This window comes from Pseudomonas sp., from assembly GCF_035497915.1.
Lineage (GTDB): Bacteria > Pseudomonadota > Gammaproteobacteria > Pseudomonadales > Pseudomonadaceae > Serpens.
Genome location: NZ_DATJCS010000005.1, coordinates 1 through 15,311, shown reverse-complemented (window position 1 = coordinate 15,311; position 15,311 = coordinate 1). Strand labels below are relative to the sequence as shown.

Below are 15,311 nucleotides of genomic sequence, written 5' to 3'. Positions count from 1 at the left end.
GAGATGATGACCGTCGACCTGCAACAACTCATCCGCGCGCTGGACGCCGAAAGCCAGCGCGACCTGGAACAGGCCGCCGAACGCTGCGTGGCCCGCGCCGGCGGCAAGGTGCTGGTGGAGGACCTGCTGCTGGCCCTGCTCGAACGCAACGACAGCCTGCTGCTGCGTGCCCTGCAGGATGCCGGGGTGGAACCCGGCGAGCTGGCCGCCACCCTGCAGCCGCGCGGCGAGCGCGAGGAAACCCGCAACCCGGTGTTCTGCGCCGGGCTGGTGCAATGGCTGCAGGACGCGCTGATGCTCGCCACCCTGGAGTTGGGTCAGCCACACATCGATCAGGCGGCCCTGCTGCTGGCGCTGCTGCGCAACCCGCTGCGTCATGCCGGCACGCACTACCAGCCGCTTCTGGCGCGCCTGAACGCCGAACGTCTGCTGGCGTTCGCCCGCGCGCAGACGCCCAGCCCGAGCCGCGCCGCCGACACGGCGCTGCAGCGCTTCACCCACAACCTCACCGAGCAAGCCCGCGCCGGCCGGCTCGATCCGGTGCTGTGTCGCGACGCCGCGCTGCGCCAGATGATCGACATCCTCACCCGGCGACGGAAGAACAACCCGATCCTGGTCGGCGAGGCCGGGGTGGGCAAGACCGCGCTGGTCGAGGGCCTGGCCCTGCGCATCGTGCGGGGCGAGGTGCCGCCCGCGCTGCACGGCGTCGAGCTGCTGACCCTGGATCTCGGCCTGCTGCAGGCCGGCGCCAGCATCAAGGGCGAATTCGAACGCCGCCTGCAAGGGGTGATCGACGAGGTATCCGCCGCGCCCACGCCGGTCATCCTGTTCATCGACGAGGCCCATACGCTGATCGGCGCCGGCGCCCAGGCCGGCGGCAGCGACGCCGCCAACCTGCTCAAGCCGGCCCTGGCGCGGGGCGAGCTGCGCACGATCGCGGCGACCACCTGGCGCGAGTACAAGCAGTATTTCGAGAAGGACCCGGCGCTGGCCCGCCGCTTCCAGCCGGTGCAGGTCCACGAGCCCACCGTCGCCGAAGCGGTCACCATCCTGCGCGGCCTGGCGCCGGTGTACGCCGGCAGCCACGGCGTCTACCTGCGCGACGATGCCGTGCGGGCCGCGGCGGAGCTGTCGGCGCGCTATCTGGCCGGGCGCCAGCTGCCGGACAAGGCGGTGGACGTGCTGGACACCGCCTGTGCCAGGGTGCGCATCAGCCTGGCCACCCCGCCCGAGGCGCTGGAACGGCTGCGCGCCGAGCAGGCGGCGGGGCAGCGTCAGCTGGCGGCGCAGCAGCGCGACCAGGCGGCCGGCCTGGCGCTGGACGATGGGGCACTGCAGCGTCTGCAACAACACCTGCAGACCTTGGCCGAGGAAGAACGCCAGCTGGCCGAACGCTGGGAACAGCAACGCCAGCTGGCCAGTCGCCTGCTGGAGCTGCGCCAGCAGTGCGTTGAATCGCCGGATGAGGAGGCCCGCGCGGCCCTGGCCGCCACCCAGACCGAGCTGGCCGAAGCCCAAGCGGCGCAGTCCCTGGTCAGCCACGAAGTCAGCCCGCGCCTGGTGGCCGAGGTGATCAGCCACTGGACCGGCATCCCCGCCACGCAGCTGGCCCGGGAACACAACGCCCGCATCGCCAGCTTCGCCGACGACCTGCGCCAGCGCATCCGTGGCCAGGAACAGGCGGTGCAGGCGCTGGACCGCGCCATGCGCGCCAGCGCTGCCGGACTGAGCAACCCGGAGGCGCCGACCGGCGTGTTCCTGCTGGTCGGTCCCAGCGGCGTGGGCAAGACCGAAACCGCCCTGGCGCTGGCCGACCTGCTGTACGGCGGCGAGCGTTTCCTCACCACCATCAACATGTCCGAATTCCAGGAGCGCCACACGGTGTCCCAGCTGATCGGCGCGCCGCCGGGCTACGTGGGCTACGGCGAAGGCGGCCGGCTGACCGAGGCGGTCCGCCAGAAACCCTATTCGGTGATCCTGCTCGACGAGGTGGAGAAGGCCCACCCGGACGTGCTTAACCTCTTCTACCAGATCTTCGACAAGGGCATGGCCAACGACGGCGAGGGGCGGGAGATCAGCTTCCGCAACTGCGTGTTCCTGATGACCTCCAACCTGGCCAGCGAGCGGATTGCCGAGCTGTGCGCGGACGAGCAGCATCCGGATGCCGACAGCCTGGAAGAAGCCCTCCGTCCGGCGCTGTCCCGGCACTTCAAGGCGGCGTTGCTGGCGCGCATGAAGGTGGTGCCCTACTACCCGCTGTCCGGCGAGCTGCTGCGCGAACTGGTAGCGCTCAAGCTGGCGCGCTTCGGCGAACGCCTGGCCGCGCGCCAGGTGCGTTTCAGTCACAGCCCGGCGCTGGTAACGCAACTGGCCGAGCGCTGCAGTCACGGCGACAGCGGCGCCCGCCTGATCGACCAGCTGCTCGACCGGCACCTGCAGCCGCTGGTGGTTGACCGGCTGCTCGACGCCCTGGCCACCGGCACGCCGCTGCAGCAGATCCACGTCGGCCTCGACATCGCAGGAGGGCTGAGCTGTGAGTGCCTGTGAAGCCTGGACGCAGCCGGATGTGCCGCTGCTCTCGCTGACCCGTCTGGCCCGCAGCGCCAGCCGGGAAGCGCTGCTGGAAGCCTTGGTGGACATCACATCACGACTGGCCGGCGGCGAGCTGAGCCAGCTGTATCTGCTCGATGACAGCCACACGCGCCTGACGCTGAGCGCGGAATCCCTCGATGGCCAAGTGTCCGTTCACTCGGCCACCAGCCTGCCCAGCGATTACCGCGACGAGCAGTTACTGCAGTACTGCCTGTGCCAGAACCGCACGCTGGCCCTCGACGAACTGGATGCCAGTCTGCACGCCACCGGCTTCCTGCCGGCCAGCCTGCGGCCCTGGCGCAGTCTGCTATGCCTGCCGCTGCCGGATACCCAGGGGCAGGTGGCTGGCCTGCTGGTCAGCGCCAGCCGCCAGCGCCGCGATCTCTCGCCGAGCGGCGAGCTGCTGGCCGAGCTGGGCGGTTTCGTCATCAATCAGCTGCGGCTGCTGCAACGGGCCGAACCGGCCCGCACCGAGCCGCCAACCACGCCCGCCGCCAGCCGCCCGGCGGACACTGGCAACGCCTATGGACTGATCGGCGACAGCGCCGGGATGCGCCGGGTCTACCAGTTGCTCGGCAAGGTACTGCACGTACCGATCACCGTGCTGGTGCGTGGGGAAACCGGTACCGGCAAGGAACTGGTGGCGCGCGCCATCCATGAGCATGGCTCGCGGCGCAGCCAGCCCTTCGTGGTGCAGAACTGCGCGGCGATGCCGGAGAACCTGCTGGAAAGCGAGCTGTTCGGTTACCGCAAGGGCGCTTTCAGCGGCGCCGACCGCGACCATCAGGGCCTGTTCGATGCCGCCGATGGCGGCACCCTGTTCCTCGACGAGATCGGCGACATGCCGCTCAGCCTGCAGGCCAAGCTGCTGCGCGTGTTGCAGGAGGGCGAGGTGCGCCCGCTGGGCAGCACGCGGACGCACCGGGTGGATGTGCGCATCATCGCCGCCAGCCACCGGAACCTGCCGGGCGAAGTGGCCGCGGGACGCTTCCGGGAAGACCTGTTCTATCGCCTGGCGAGCTTTCCAATCGACCTGCCGCCGCTGCGCGAGCGCGGCGACGACCTGCTCAAACTGGCCCGGCACTTCACCGACAAGGCCTGCGCCTTCCTGCAGCGCGGCACCTGCCGCTGGAGCGACGACGCCCTGGCGCGCCTGAGCGGCCATGACTTCCCCGGCAACGTGCGCGAACTCAAGGCGTTAATCGAACGGGCCGTGCTGCTCTGCGACGGCAGCGAACTGCGCCCGGAGCATTTCAACCTGGACCCGACCCGCAGCCCGGGCGCACAGAATCTGCGCGAACGCCTGGAGCAGGTGGAGCGCAGCCTGGTGCTCGACTGCCTGCGGCGCACCGGCGGCAACCAGAGCCAGACGGCCCGTGAGCTGGGGCTGCCCCGGCGCACGCTGCTGTACCGCATGGAACGCCTGGGCATCAGCCCGGCGCGGGCATGAGCCAAGGAGGACCCATGGCCGAACCTCTCTTTACCCTGCGGCTTGCCGGTCTGGCCGACGACCTGCAGGTGCTCGCCTTCGACGGACACGAAGGCATCAGCCAGCCCTACCGCTTCGTCGTCGAACTGGTCGGCCGCCACCCCGATCTCGACTTCGAGTCATTGCTGCAGCAGCCGGCATTTCTGCGTCTGGACGCAGCCGGAGAACGGGGCATTCACGGCCTGGTGCAGCGCATCGAGCAGACCGAATGCGCCGGGAAACTGAGCCGCTATCGGCTCGAGCTGGGGCCGCAGCTGCTGCGGCTCGCCCTGCGTCGCAACTGCCGCATCTTTCAGGCGCGCAGCGTGCCGCAGATCCTGGAGGCGCTGCTCGACGAGCACGGCATCCAGGGCGAGGCCCGGCATTTCCAGTTGGGCAGCAGCTATCCCCCGCGCGACTACTGCGTGCAGTACGCCGAGAGCGATCTCGAGTTCCTGCAGCGTCTGTGCGCCGAGGAAGGACTGCATTATCACTTCGAGCACGGCAAGGACGGCCACCGCCTGGTGTTCGGCGACGACCAGACCGCCTTCCCCCGCCTCGGCCAGCCGGTTCCCTATAAGCCGGCCTCGGGTCAGGCCGGCGAGACGCCCACCGTGCAGCACTTTGCCGTGCGCCTGGAGGCGCGCACCGAGGCCGTGGTGCGCCATGACCATGACTTCCGGCAGCCGCGCCTGGCCCTGGCATGCGCCGCCCGCCTCGACCAGCCCTCCGTGCAGGAGGACTACGGCTTCCCGGGAGGTTTCCGCGACCGCGCGCGCGGCCGTCAGCTGGCCCAGCGCGCCCTGGAAGCCCACCGTCACGACAGGACACTGGGCGAGGGCGACAGCGACCAGCCGCTGCTGGCCGCCGGGCATTTCCTCGAGCTGCGGGAGCATCCCCGCCGGGACTGGAATCAGTTGTGGCTGCTCAGCGAAGTCCGCCACGCGGGGCGGCAGCCGCAGGTGCTGGAGGCCTATGGCGACGCGGGCGGTGACACTCCGGGTTACCGCAACGGGTTCACCGCCATCCCGTGGGACATCCCGTTCCGTCCGCAACCGGCGTCCAGACCACGGCTGCTCGGCACCCAGAGCGCGCTGGTCTGCGGGCCGGCTGGCGATGACATCCATTGCGACGCGCTGGGACGGATCAAGGTGCAGTTCCATTGGGACCGTGAGGGCCAGAAGGACGAATACAGCTCCTGCTGGCTGCGCGTGGCCTCTGGCTGGGCCGGCAATCAGTATGGCGCGCAGCTTTTGCCTAGGGTTGGCATGACGGTGCTGGTCAGCTTCCTGGACGGCGATCCTGACCAGCCGCTGGTCACCGGCTGCCTCTACCACGTCGAGAACCCAGCGCCCTACCCGCTGCCGGAACACAAGACCCGCAGCGTGTTCCGCAGCCGCAGCACCCCGGGCGGCGAAGGCTTCAACGAGCTGCGCATCGACGACCGCAAGGACGCCGAGCAGATCTACCTGCACGCCCAGCGCGACTGGGAGCAGCACATCGGCAACGACCAGCAGCTGCAGGTCGGCCATGCGCAGCACGAGCAGATCGGCGCCAACCGCTTCCTGGAGGTGCGCGGCGAGGAGCATCGCCTGGTGCACCAGGACCGCAGGATCGAACTCCGGGCCGACGACCACCTGAGCGTGGCGGGCAGCCAGCACATGCGGCTGGGCGAAGGCCTGCTCGTCGCAGCGGGCCGGGAAATCCACCTGTCCGCCGGCGAGAAGCTGGTCGTCGACGCCGGCCAGGAACTGACCCTCGCCGCCGCCGGCAGCTGGCTGAAACTCGACCCATCCGGCATCAGCCTGAGCGGTGCGCAGATTCGCCTCAATTCGGGCGGCAGCCCGGGCCAGGGCTCCGGCGCGGCCACGCGGCCACCCAGCCGACCGGCTGTTGCCGACAACCCGCCTCGCCGGGACTAGCTCCGGCGCACCCGCCCCCCATTCATTTCAAGGAGGAATTCCGTGTCGATACGCACCTGTTCAATCGCCTGGCTGCTGGCCGTGCTGGCGCTCGCCGGCTGTTCAAATCCCCGCTGGAGCGACAGCGACTACCGCCCGCTGGGCGAACCCCAGGCTGTGCAACGCAAGTAAGCAAGGAGTGCCAACCATGGAACTGGTTTTCGAAAGGGTCGGAGCTGGGGCGGCGGACTCCAGCGCCCGCTTCACCCCGCGCGGCGGCGTGATCGGGCGGGCGGCGGACTGTGACTGGGTGATTGCCGACAGCAAGCGGGTCATCTCGGGGCGGCATGCCCGGGTGAGTCACCGGGACGGTGATTATTTCCTCACCGACACCAGCAGCAACGGCATCCGCCTCAAGGACAACGGCGCCAGCCTGATCAAGGGCGTGCCGCAGAAGATCGAGCATGGAGCCGTCTTCTGCCTGGGCGAGGTGGAGATTCGCGCCCGTCTGGTGCCGGGGATGGAGGAGGACGCGCTGCTGGCGAGCGCCAGCATCATTCCCGACGATGCCTTTCTGGAGCTCGACCCGCTGGCCGGACTGGACGCCACGGCAGCGGACACTGCGGCCCATGGCCTCGACCTGTCGCTATCCCTGGCCGCCAGCGAGGCGCCGCAGCGGGACTACGCCGCCGTGGAGGCGGAAAGCCTGCTGGTGCCACGGCTGGTGCCGGCAGCCACCGCCACGGCAGCCGATATGCCGGCGCCTGCCCATCCGAACCGGGATGATTTCTGGCAGCGGCTGGGCGAGACACTGGGCATGCAGCTGGAACCACTCGACGAGCCGGCCCGTCAGGCCGTGGCGCTGCAGGCCGCCCGTCTGCTGCGCCAATGTGTCGGCCAGCTGCAACAGAGCCTGCGCACCCGCAGCGAGCTCAAGGGCGAGCTGCGCCTGCAGCAGACCTCGGTACAGAGCGCCGGCAACAACCCGCTCAAGCATGCGGTGAACAGCGAAGAGGCCTTGCAGGCGCTGTTGCGCACAGCCAAGCCCGGCCAGTTGAAGGGCGAGCAGGCGGTGGCCAGGGCCTTCCGTGACCTGCAGGCCCATCAGGTGGCGATGCTGGCCGCCAGCCGCGCGGCGGTGCAGGCCATGTTCGAGCATTTCGCGCCGGAGCGGATCGCCGCGCGCAGCGACCAGGACCGCAAGCCCTGGCTGACCACGGCCGGCAGCCGCTGGCGCGCCTACCGGCGCCAGCATCGCCAGCTGGGCCAGGACGGCGATTGGGGCGAACGGCTGTTCGCCCGCGACTTCGCCCAGGCCTACGAAGAACAGGTCCGCCTGATCGCCACCCTGAACACCGACTCGCAAGGATGATGTCCATGTTTCGCCTCGCTCCCCTGGCCCTGCTCGGCGCGCTGCTGTGCCTGGGCGGCTGCTCCTCGTCGCTGACCAAGCTGGACATGTTCGTCACCGCCAGCAACAGCCTGAACCCCGACCTCGGCGGCCGGCCGTCGCCGATCGTGGTGCGGCTGATCGAGCTGCGCCATCCGGCGGCTTTCGAGAACACGGACTTCTTCGCCCTCTACCAGAACCCGCGCCAGGCCCTGGCGCCGGATTTCGTCACCCAGGAAGAGTTCGAGCTGCGCCCGGGCAGCTGGCGTGCGCTGAAGGTGCACGTGCAGCCCGGCAGCCGCTACGTCGGCGTGCTGGCCGCCTATCGCGACCTGCAGGAAACCCGCTGGCGCCAGGTCATTCCGCTCGAGGAGCAGGCGCTGCACAAGGTGCGCCTGCATCTCGACGACCAGGGCGTGCGGCGCCTGGATACCCCCGAGCCGGAGGACGACTGACATGGCCCTGGACAAGGTGATCTGGCAGGAAGGCATGCTGCTCAAGCCGCAGCACTTCCAGCAGAACGACCGCTATCACGACCACCAGCTGAAGAGCCGCACCCAGCGCCTGGGGCACTATCCGTGGGGTTTCTTCGGCCTGGAGATCGACCGGCAGTTCCTCAACATGGGCAAGCTGGTGCTGAGCCGGGCCAGCGGTCTGCTGCCGGACGGCACGCTGTTCGACATCGGCCCCGAGCAGCCGCCGCTGGTGCTGGACATCGCGCCGAACACCACCGGCACGCCGGTCTATCTGGCCCTGCCGCTGGCCACCGGCAATCACATCGAAAGCCGCCGGGCCGAGCAGAAGGACGTGCTGGCGCGTTTCGTCACCCTGGACCGCGACCTGGCCGACTCGAACGCCGGCGACAACGGCCTCGGCCAGGTCGGCTGCGGCCAGCCGGATTTCCGCCTGCAGCTGGGCGAGCAGCACAACGACGCGCTGTTCGTGAAGCTCAAGGTGTGCCAGGTACTGGATACCACGCCCGACGGCGTGATCAGCCTGGATGCGGCGTTCATCCCCAGCTTCCTGCACTTCCATGCCAGCGATTACCTGCTGTCCTGCCTCAAGGAAGTGATCACCATGCTGGCGCACCGGGGCGACACCCTGGCCGAGCGCATCCGCGCCACCGGCAAGGTGGGCGGCGCGGAGGTGGGGGATTTCATGATGCTGCAGCTGATCAACCGCTACGAGCCGCTGCTGCGCCATTACCTGGGCGTCGATCAGATGCATCCTGTGCAGATCTACCGGGAACTGCTGTGCCTGTTCGGCGAGCTGGCGACCTTCTCAGCCGAGAGCAAACGCCCGCACCTGGAGGTCCGCTACCAGCATGGCGACCAGGGTGCCAGCTTCCATCAGTTGCTGGACGCGTTGCGCCAGGTGCTGTCGATGGTGCTCGAACAGCACGCCATCGAGCTGCCGCTGCAGCAGCGGCAGTACGGCATTCAGGTGACGCCACTGCACGATGCCAGCCTGCTGGACAGCGCGGTGTTCGTGCTGGCCGCCAGCGCCGACTGCGATTCGGAGTCGCTGCGCACGCGCCTGCCGGCGCATCTGAAGATCGGCCCGGTCGAGCACATTCGCCAACTGGTCAACCTGCACCTGCCGGGCATCCGCCTGCGTCCGCTGCCGGTGGCGCCACGGCAGATCCCCTTCCATGCCGGCAAGACCTACTTCGCGCTGGAGCTGACCCCCGACGAGCAGGAACAGATGAAACGCTCGGGCGGCTTCGCGTTGCATGCGTCCGGTGAATTCACCGGGCTGGAACTGAAATTCTGGGCGATCAGGGATTGAGAGAGATGGATTACACAGCGAGCGACAGGACGGTCGTGCTCAGCCACAACGGCCAGCCGCCGGCGGCGGACAGCCTGCTGAGCGACGTCGGGGCCACTCCCAAGTACGAGGAGCTGGAGGCGCGCATGGTCTTCGCCGCGCGCGTGCGGCCGGCCGAGTCCTTCAGCGTCAGCCTCAACCCGCTGGTGGCGGCGGCCGCGCCGTTGCTGTCCGAGGCGGTACGTATCAGAAGCAGTCTGCACGGCGAAGACCTGCACGCGCTGCAGGCGCAACTGGGCACCGCCATCCGCCAGTTCGAGTACCGCGCCCTGCAGGACGGGGTGGAAAGCGCGCAGGTGATGGCGGCCCGCTACGTACTGTGCAGCGTACTGGACGAAGCCGTGGTCACCACGCCCTGGGGTGTGGCCGGCGAGTGGTCGCAGTTGAGCCTGCTGAGCGGCTTCCACAACGAGACCTTCGGTGGTGAAAAGGTCTTCCAGCTGCTCGAGCGGCTGGCGCGCAACCCGGTCAAGCACCTGGCGATGCTCGAACTGCTCTACCTGTGCCTGGCGCTGGGCTTCGAAGGCCGCTATCGGGTGCTGCCGCGCGGCATGCTCGAACTGGAGGCGGTACGCGACGGGCTGTACCGACAGATTCGCCAGCTGCACGGCGATGTACCGCGCGAGTTGTCGCCGCACTGGGAAGGCTTGAGGGGCGGCCAGCGTCGGCCGCTGTTCAACGTGCCGGCCTGGACGGTGGCGCTGTGTACCGTGGCCTGCCTGGGCGTGCTGTATGTGGGCTTCGCCTGGGCGCTAGGCGCACAGCGCGACCGCGCCCTGCAGCCGTACCTGGACACGAAAGCGGCACAGGTGTTTTCCACGCAGTCAGGGATGAAGTGACATGGACATCAAGCAATACGCGGCCCGGATCGGCCGTTTCCTGGCGCGGACCTGGGTCTGGAGCCTGCTGCTGGTGCTGCTGGCGAGCCTGCTGATCTGGTTCGTCGGCCCGCTGCTAGCGATTGCTGAGCAGCGTTTCTGGGCCTCGCCGCTCAGCCGTCTGGCCAGCATCGGCCTGCTGATGCTGCTGTGGGGGCTGGCCCTGGTGTTTGCCGACTGGCGCGGCAAACAGCTCCAGCGCCGCGAGCAGAGCGCCGAGCAAGCCCAGGAGTCCCTGCGTCAGCAGAGCCTGATCGGCGAAGAACAGGCCGAGTTGCGGCATCGCTACCGCGAGGCTGTGCGTACCCTCAAGGGCTCGCGCCTGTATGCCGGTCGCAGTGAAAAGTGGCGCGAGGATCTGCCCTGGTACCTGCTGATCGGCCCGCAGGGCAGCGGCAAGACCAGCCTGCTGGATTTCTCCGGGCTGGAGTTTCCGCTCAATCAGGGCACGGAGCAGCGCCTGACCCGGGAGGTCGGCGGCACCCTGTACGCGGACTGGTACTTCGCCGAACAGGCGGTGCTGATCGATACGGCCGGTCGCTATCTGAGTCAACCCGACCCTGCGGTGGACAGCCTGGGCTGGCAGACGCTCCTGCGCCTGCTGCGCCGGCGCCGCACCCGGCCGCTCAATGGCGTGTTGGTGAACCTGCCGGTGGATGTGCTGCAGAACGGCGATGAGCTGGCGCTCGAGCACCTGGCGCGCCAGACCCGCCAGCGCCTGCAGGAGATTCATCAGCAACTGGGCGTCGACGTGCCGGTGTATCTGGTGCTCGGCAAGGCGGACAAGGTGCCGGGCTTCGCCGAGTCCTTCGATCAGCTGTCGCGGGAGGAGGCCGACCAGGTACTGGGCATGACCTTCCGTCCCGGGCAGTGCGCCACCGAGCAGGCGACCCTACGCGCGGAACTCGAAGCACTGCTGCGCCGGCTGAATCACCAGGTGATTCCGCGCATGCACCAGGAGCGCGATACGGTACGGCGCGGGCAGATTCTCGACTTTCCCCATCAGCTCGGCCAGTTGGGCGAGCAACTGTGCCTGTTCGTCGAGCTGGCCTTCGCCGGCAACCGCTACCAGCGGGCCAGCCAGCTGCGTGGGCTGTACCTGACCAGCGCGCCGCAACTGGAGGGCGGACTGGACCCGGTGACCCTCGGCATCGGCCAGCAGCTCGGCCTGGCCGGCAGCCTGCTGCCCAGCCTGCACACCGGCAAACCCCGCTTCATTCACGATCTGTTTGCCAAGGTGATCTTCCCGGAGGCGTCACTGGCCAGCCTCGACGGCCAGACCGCGCGGCGCCTGGCCTGGGGGCAGCGGGCGATGTATGCCGGCGCGCTGGGCTGCGTGCTGGCGGTAACGGGACTCTGGAGCAATGCATTTTCCGACAATCAGGCACGCCTGGAGCGCCTGCGGCAGATCGCCGGCGCCCTGGCGCCGGCCCGCGAGCAACTCCAGGCCCTTGATGATGTCCAGCGAATGCTCGAGGTACTGAATACCAGCCATGCGGCCACCCAGGTGTTCCCGGAGCGTGGCGAAGTGCCGTTTGTCCAGCGTGGCGGCCTGTATCAGCGCAGCAAGGTGGAGCCGCTGGTTCGGGATCACTATCAGCAGGATCTGCAAAGCTTGTTGTTGCCAAGGGTCCGCCAGCAACTGGAAGCCCAGCTGCAAGGGCAACGCGAGGACCGCGACGGCCTGCTGGCCAGCCTGCGCGCCTACCTGATGCTGAATCTGCCCGAGCGCCGCGATGCCGGGTTCCTCGCCGACAGGCTGGCGGCCGAATGGTCGCACCTCCACGCGGGCGATACGGCAGTTCAGGATGCGCTGAATGGCCATTTTCGGCGTCTGCTGGCCGAGCCGTTCCCGCCGCAGTCGATCGATGCTCAGTTGGTAACCCAGGCGCGTCAGATCCTGCGCAGTGAATCGCTGGCCGAGGTGGTCTATCGCATGCTGCGCGATCAGGCGCAGCCCTTGCCCGAGTACCGCTTCCATCAGCATCTCGGCCCGCAGGCCACTCTGCTCAACGGCAGCGACCACGGAATTCCCGGCTTCTATACCCAGCGCGGTTACCGCAGCTACCTGTTGGCGCAGGGACCACGTCGGGTCGAGGAAATCCTACGCGACAACTGGGTGCTGGGTGAAAGTGAAGGCCTGAGTTCGCACGACCTGAGTGGCCTGCTAGCGGACGTGGAGCAGCTGTACTTCCGGGACTATGCCTACCACTGGTCACAGGCGCTGGCACAGCTGGAACCGGAGCCGGTGGGCAATGCCGCCCAAGGCGCGCAACTGGTCGCCGGCCTGGGCTCGCCCAGCTCGCCGTTGCTTCAGCTGCTGATACAGGTTCGGGAGAACACCCAGTTCAGCGGCTCGACCGAATCTGCCGAAGCCGCCAGCGAACTGCTGGCGAGCGTTCCCGGCGCAGCGGCGCTTGGCACGCGACTTGGTGGCGCCGTCCCGGATACCGCCCGCAAGGCCCTGGAACGTCATTTCGCCCCCCTGCATCGTCTGCTGGATGACAGCGGCAATGCCGGGCCGGAACTGACCGCCAGCCTGCGCGCCCTGGATGAGCTGAACAGCCTGCTCAACGGGCTGGCCCAGGCCAGCCAGCCCGAACAGACCGCCTTCGAACTGGCCCGCCAGCGCATGAGCGGTCGCGCCGATGCCCTCAGCCAGTTGCGCAGCAGTGTCGCGCGCCTGCCCAAGCCGGTCGGGCAATGGCTGGAACTGCTCGCCGACGACAGCTGGATGCTGATTCTCAGCGAAGCCCAGCAGCATCTGAACCAGCGCTACCAGGCCGAGCTGTACGCCTTCTACCAGGACGCGCTACGCCAGCGGTATCCCTTCGAGGCCCAGAGCCAGAGCGAGGTGTCCCTTGCTGACTTCCGCGAGTTCTTCAAGAGCAAGGGGGTGGCGGATCGCTTCTTCGAAAGCCACCTCAAGCCCTTCGTGACCGGCAGTGGCAATCAGTTGAAAGCACGTCTGATCGATGGCCGCGGCCTGCCATTGTCACCGCACTTCCTGGCTCAGTTGGGCAAAGCCGAGGACATTCGCCGCAGCTTCTTCGCCGAGAATCCGGACGAACCCGGTGTGCAGTTCAAGCTGGAATCCTACCTGCTCGATTCGAACATGCGCCGTGCGGAATTCCGGCTGGGCAACCAGCAGCACGAGTATCGCCACGGCCCGATCGTGCAGACCTCGTTTCGCTGGCCTGACCATACCCTGGATGGCCGGGCCAGCGTGCTGATCGAGGAGATCGGCGGTCGACGCATTGCCGTGGAGCGGAACAGCGGACACTGGTCGCTGTTCCGCCTGCTCGACCAACTGCAGGTGGAGCACCACAGCGGGCGGGACGTGCTGTTGCTCAAGGCGCATCTGGAAGATCGCCGGGCTCAGTACCTGCTGCACAGCCAGCGCTCACCCAATCCCTTCGATCCGTCGCTGCTGCGCAGCTTCAGGCTGCCGGCAGTCCTGTAATGGGCGGATGGCAGAGCGCGGCGCGCAGCGAAACCGGTAAGGTCCGGCAGCGCAACGAGGATGCACTGCTGGCGGCCGCCAATCGGGGCTTGTGGGCGATTGCCGACGGCATGGGCGGGCATGCCAACGGGGCGCTGGCCAGCCGCTGCATCATCGAGGGGCTGTCGGCGCTGCAGTTGAACGGCCCCCTTGCGCAGCGCATCGCCCAGGTACGCAGCGAGCTCGCCGGACTGAACCAGCGACTGAGCCAGGATCTGACCCTGGCGGCCGATCAGCAGGATTCCATCATGGGCAGTACCGTGGTCGTCCTGCTGGTCGAAGGGGTTCGCGGGGCCTGCCTCTGGGCAGGCGACAGCCGATGCTATTTATGGCGCGATCAGCGGCTGTTCCAGCTTACGCGCGATCACTCCCTCGCCCAGCAGCTGATCGACAGCCACCGATACACGGCCGAACAGGCCGCCCTGCATCCGGCGTCCCACGCCCTGACCCGCGCGGTGGGCGCAACGACCGACCTAGAGCTGGATACCGTGGAGTTCGACGTCCGCCCGGGTGACTGCTTCCTGCTGTGCAGCGATGGCATCCACCAGGCGTCGCCGGCTGCGGTGCTCGGCGCAGCGCTGAAGGCGTCGACACCGAAGCGTGCGGCAGACCTTCTGATCGACTTCGTCATGCAAGGCCCGGCGCGCGACAACCTGAGCGCCGTGGTGGTCCGCCAGATGCCGGGAGCCCAGCCATGACCAGCGCCCCTAAGCCCGAAATGACCTATTTCGCCTTTGCGCAACCGGCCGGGAAACAGGCGGAACGCCGCACGGCATGCCTGCAGCCCGTGCCGGACCTGTTGTGCAATCGCTATCGGATGGAACGACTGCTCGGCGTAGGTGGCATGGGCGCGGTCTTCAGGGCGCGGGATCTATTGCGTGAACAGCTGGGGGATCCCTGTCCGCTGGTCGCAATCAAGACCCTGAACAATGAATGTGCCGAATACCCCGATGCCTCGACGCTGCTACACAGCGAGTTCGTGCGCACGCTGCGCCTGAAGCATCCCAATGTGATCAGGGTGCTGCATTTCGATATCGATCCGGCCAGCGAGCATCCCTTCATCGTGATGGAGCTGCTCGATGGCATCACGCTGGACCAGTTGCTCCTAAGCCAGCCTGAAGGCCTTGCGTGGAGTGATATCCACAGCATCGGCGGCAGGGTGCTGGCTGCGGTAGCGCATTGCCATGAGCGGGGCACCCTGCACGGGGACATAAAACCCAGCAATATCCTGGCGGGGCAGGAGGATGTCCGTCTGTTCGATTTCGGGCTCGGGCACTGTTCTCAGGACGCGCTTCCACAACTCGACCGGGAGCGTTTCAGGGCATGGACACCCAGGTACGCCGCGCCGGAAATCCTGCAGGGCGAACCTGCCAGCAGCGCAGCGGACATCTATTCGCTGGGCTGCGTGCTGTTGGAGCTGAGCGGTGTTCACCTGAAGGACGAACCATTACGCCGGCCTGCACAGATGCCGACAAGTATCTGGAATTTGCTGAACAGGGCGATTTCCAGCCTGCCGAACCAGCGCTGTTCGGCCCGTCAGTTGTACGAAGCTTGGGAGCAGACCACCAGGCGGTCTGTGTTCGCCAGGTTGATGGCCCGATTTAAGTGAGCTGAAAAGACAAAACCCCAACCCGCGTTAGCGGATTGGGGTTTTGGTTTTAGGTGCTTGACGATGACCTACTCTCACATGGGGAAACCCCACACTACCATCGGCGATGCATCGTTTCACTGCTGAGTTCGGGATGGGATCAGG

The 15,311-nt window shown here is 67.8% G+C and carries 11 protein-coding genes and 1 rRNA gene; 11 read left to right on the top strand and 1 reads right to left on the bottom strand.

Annotation, left to right across the window (positions count from 1 at the left end; all coding sequences use genetic code 11):
- Positions 1-3 precede the first annotated feature (3 nt).
- Genes tssH through VL129_RS01425 form a run of 11 tightly spaced genes read left to right on the top strand, consistent with a single transcriptional unit; the run spans position 4 to position 15,167 of the window.
- Positions 4-2,547, top strand: a complete 2,544-nt coding sequence (gene tssH, locus VL129_RS01475) for a type VI secretion system ATPase TssH (protein ID WP_325409330.1) — start codon at positions 4-6, stop codon at positions 2,545-2,547.
- Positions 2,534-4,042, top strand: coding sequence for a sigma-54-dependent Fis family transcriptional regulator (locus VL129_RS01470; RefSeq protein ID WP_325409328.1), 1,509 nt, complete (start codon positions 2,534-2,536; stop codon positions 4,040-4,042). The genes tssH and VL129_RS01470 overlap by 14 nt, the downstream gene beginning before the upstream one ends.
- Before the next feature lie 14 nt (positions 4,043-4,056).
- On the top strand, positions 4,057-5,982 hold the full coding sequence (locus tag VL129_RS01465; RefSeq protein ID WP_325409326.1) for a type VI secretion system Vgr family protein: 1,926 nt from the start codon (positions 4,057-4,059) through the stop codon (positions 5,980-5,982).
- A 42-nt stretch (positions 5,983-6,024) separates the two neighbouring features.
- Positions 6,025-6,153: a type VI secretion protein gene (locus tag VL129_RS01460; protein WP_414705103.1), complete on the top strand. Its 129-nt coding sequence runs from the start codon at positions 6,025-6,027 to the stop codon at positions 6,151-6,153.
- A 16-nt stretch (positions 6,154-6,169) separates the two neighbouring features.
- On the top strand, positions 6,170-7,333 hold the full coding sequence (tagH, locus tag VL129_RS01455) for a type VI secretion system-associated FHA domain protein TagH (protein ID WP_325409324.1): 1,164 nt from the start codon (positions 6,170-6,172) through the stop codon (positions 7,331-7,333).
- Between the two features lie 5 nt (positions 7,334-7,338).
- Positions 7,339-7,806 (top strand): type VI secretion system lipoprotein TssJ, encoded by a 468-nt coding sequence (gene tssJ, locus VL129_RS01450; RefSeq protein ID WP_325409322.1) that lies wholly within the window; start codon positions 7,339-7,341, stop codon positions 7,804-7,806.
- A gap of 1 nt (position 7,807) precedes the next feature.
- A complete protein-coding gene (gene tssK / locus VL129_RS01445) occupies positions 7,808-9,139 on the top strand; it encodes a type VI secretion system baseplate subunit TssK (RefSeq protein ID WP_325409320.1) in 1,332 nt (443 codons plus the stop codon).
- A gap of 5 nt (positions 9,140-9,144) precedes the next feature.
- Positions 9,145-10,017 carry a type IVB secretion system protein IcmH/DotU gene (icmH, locus tag VL129_RS01440; RefSeq protein ID WP_325409318.1) on the top strand — a complete coding sequence of 291 codons (873 nt, stop codon included), beginning with the start codon at positions 9,145-9,147 and terminating at the stop codon, positions 10,015-10,017.
- 7 nt (positions 10,018-10,024) lie between these two features.
- Positions 10,025-13,519 carry a type VI secretion system membrane subunit TssM gene (gene tssM / locus VL129_RS01435; protein ID WP_325409524.1) on the top strand — a complete coding sequence of 1,165 codons (3,495 nt, stop codon included), beginning with the start codon at positions 10,025-10,027 and terminating at the stop codon, positions 13,517-13,519.
- The gene (locus VL129_RS01430; protein ID WP_325409316.1) at positions 13,519-14,256 is read left to right on the top strand and encodes a PP2C family protein-serine/threonine phosphatase; all 738 of its coding nucleotides are present in this window, start codon (positions 13,519-13,521) and stop codon (positions 14,254-14,256) included. Before tssM ends, VL129_RS01430 begins: the two co-directional genes overlap by 1 nt.
- Positions 14,253-15,167 (top strand): serine/threonine protein kinase, encoded by a 915-nt coding sequence (locus tag VL129_RS01425; RefSeq protein WP_325409314.1) that lies wholly within the window; start codon positions 14,253-14,255, stop codon positions 15,165-15,167. Before VL129_RS01430 ends, VL129_RS01425 begins: the two co-directional genes overlap by 4 nt.
- A 55-nt stretch (positions 15,168-15,222) precedes the next feature.
- On the opposite strand, the gene rrf is transcribed toward VL129_RS01425, so the two are convergent.
- A 5S ribosomal RNA gene (gene rrf / locus VL129_RS01420) occupies positions 15,223-15,311 on the bottom strand; the annotation flags it as partial.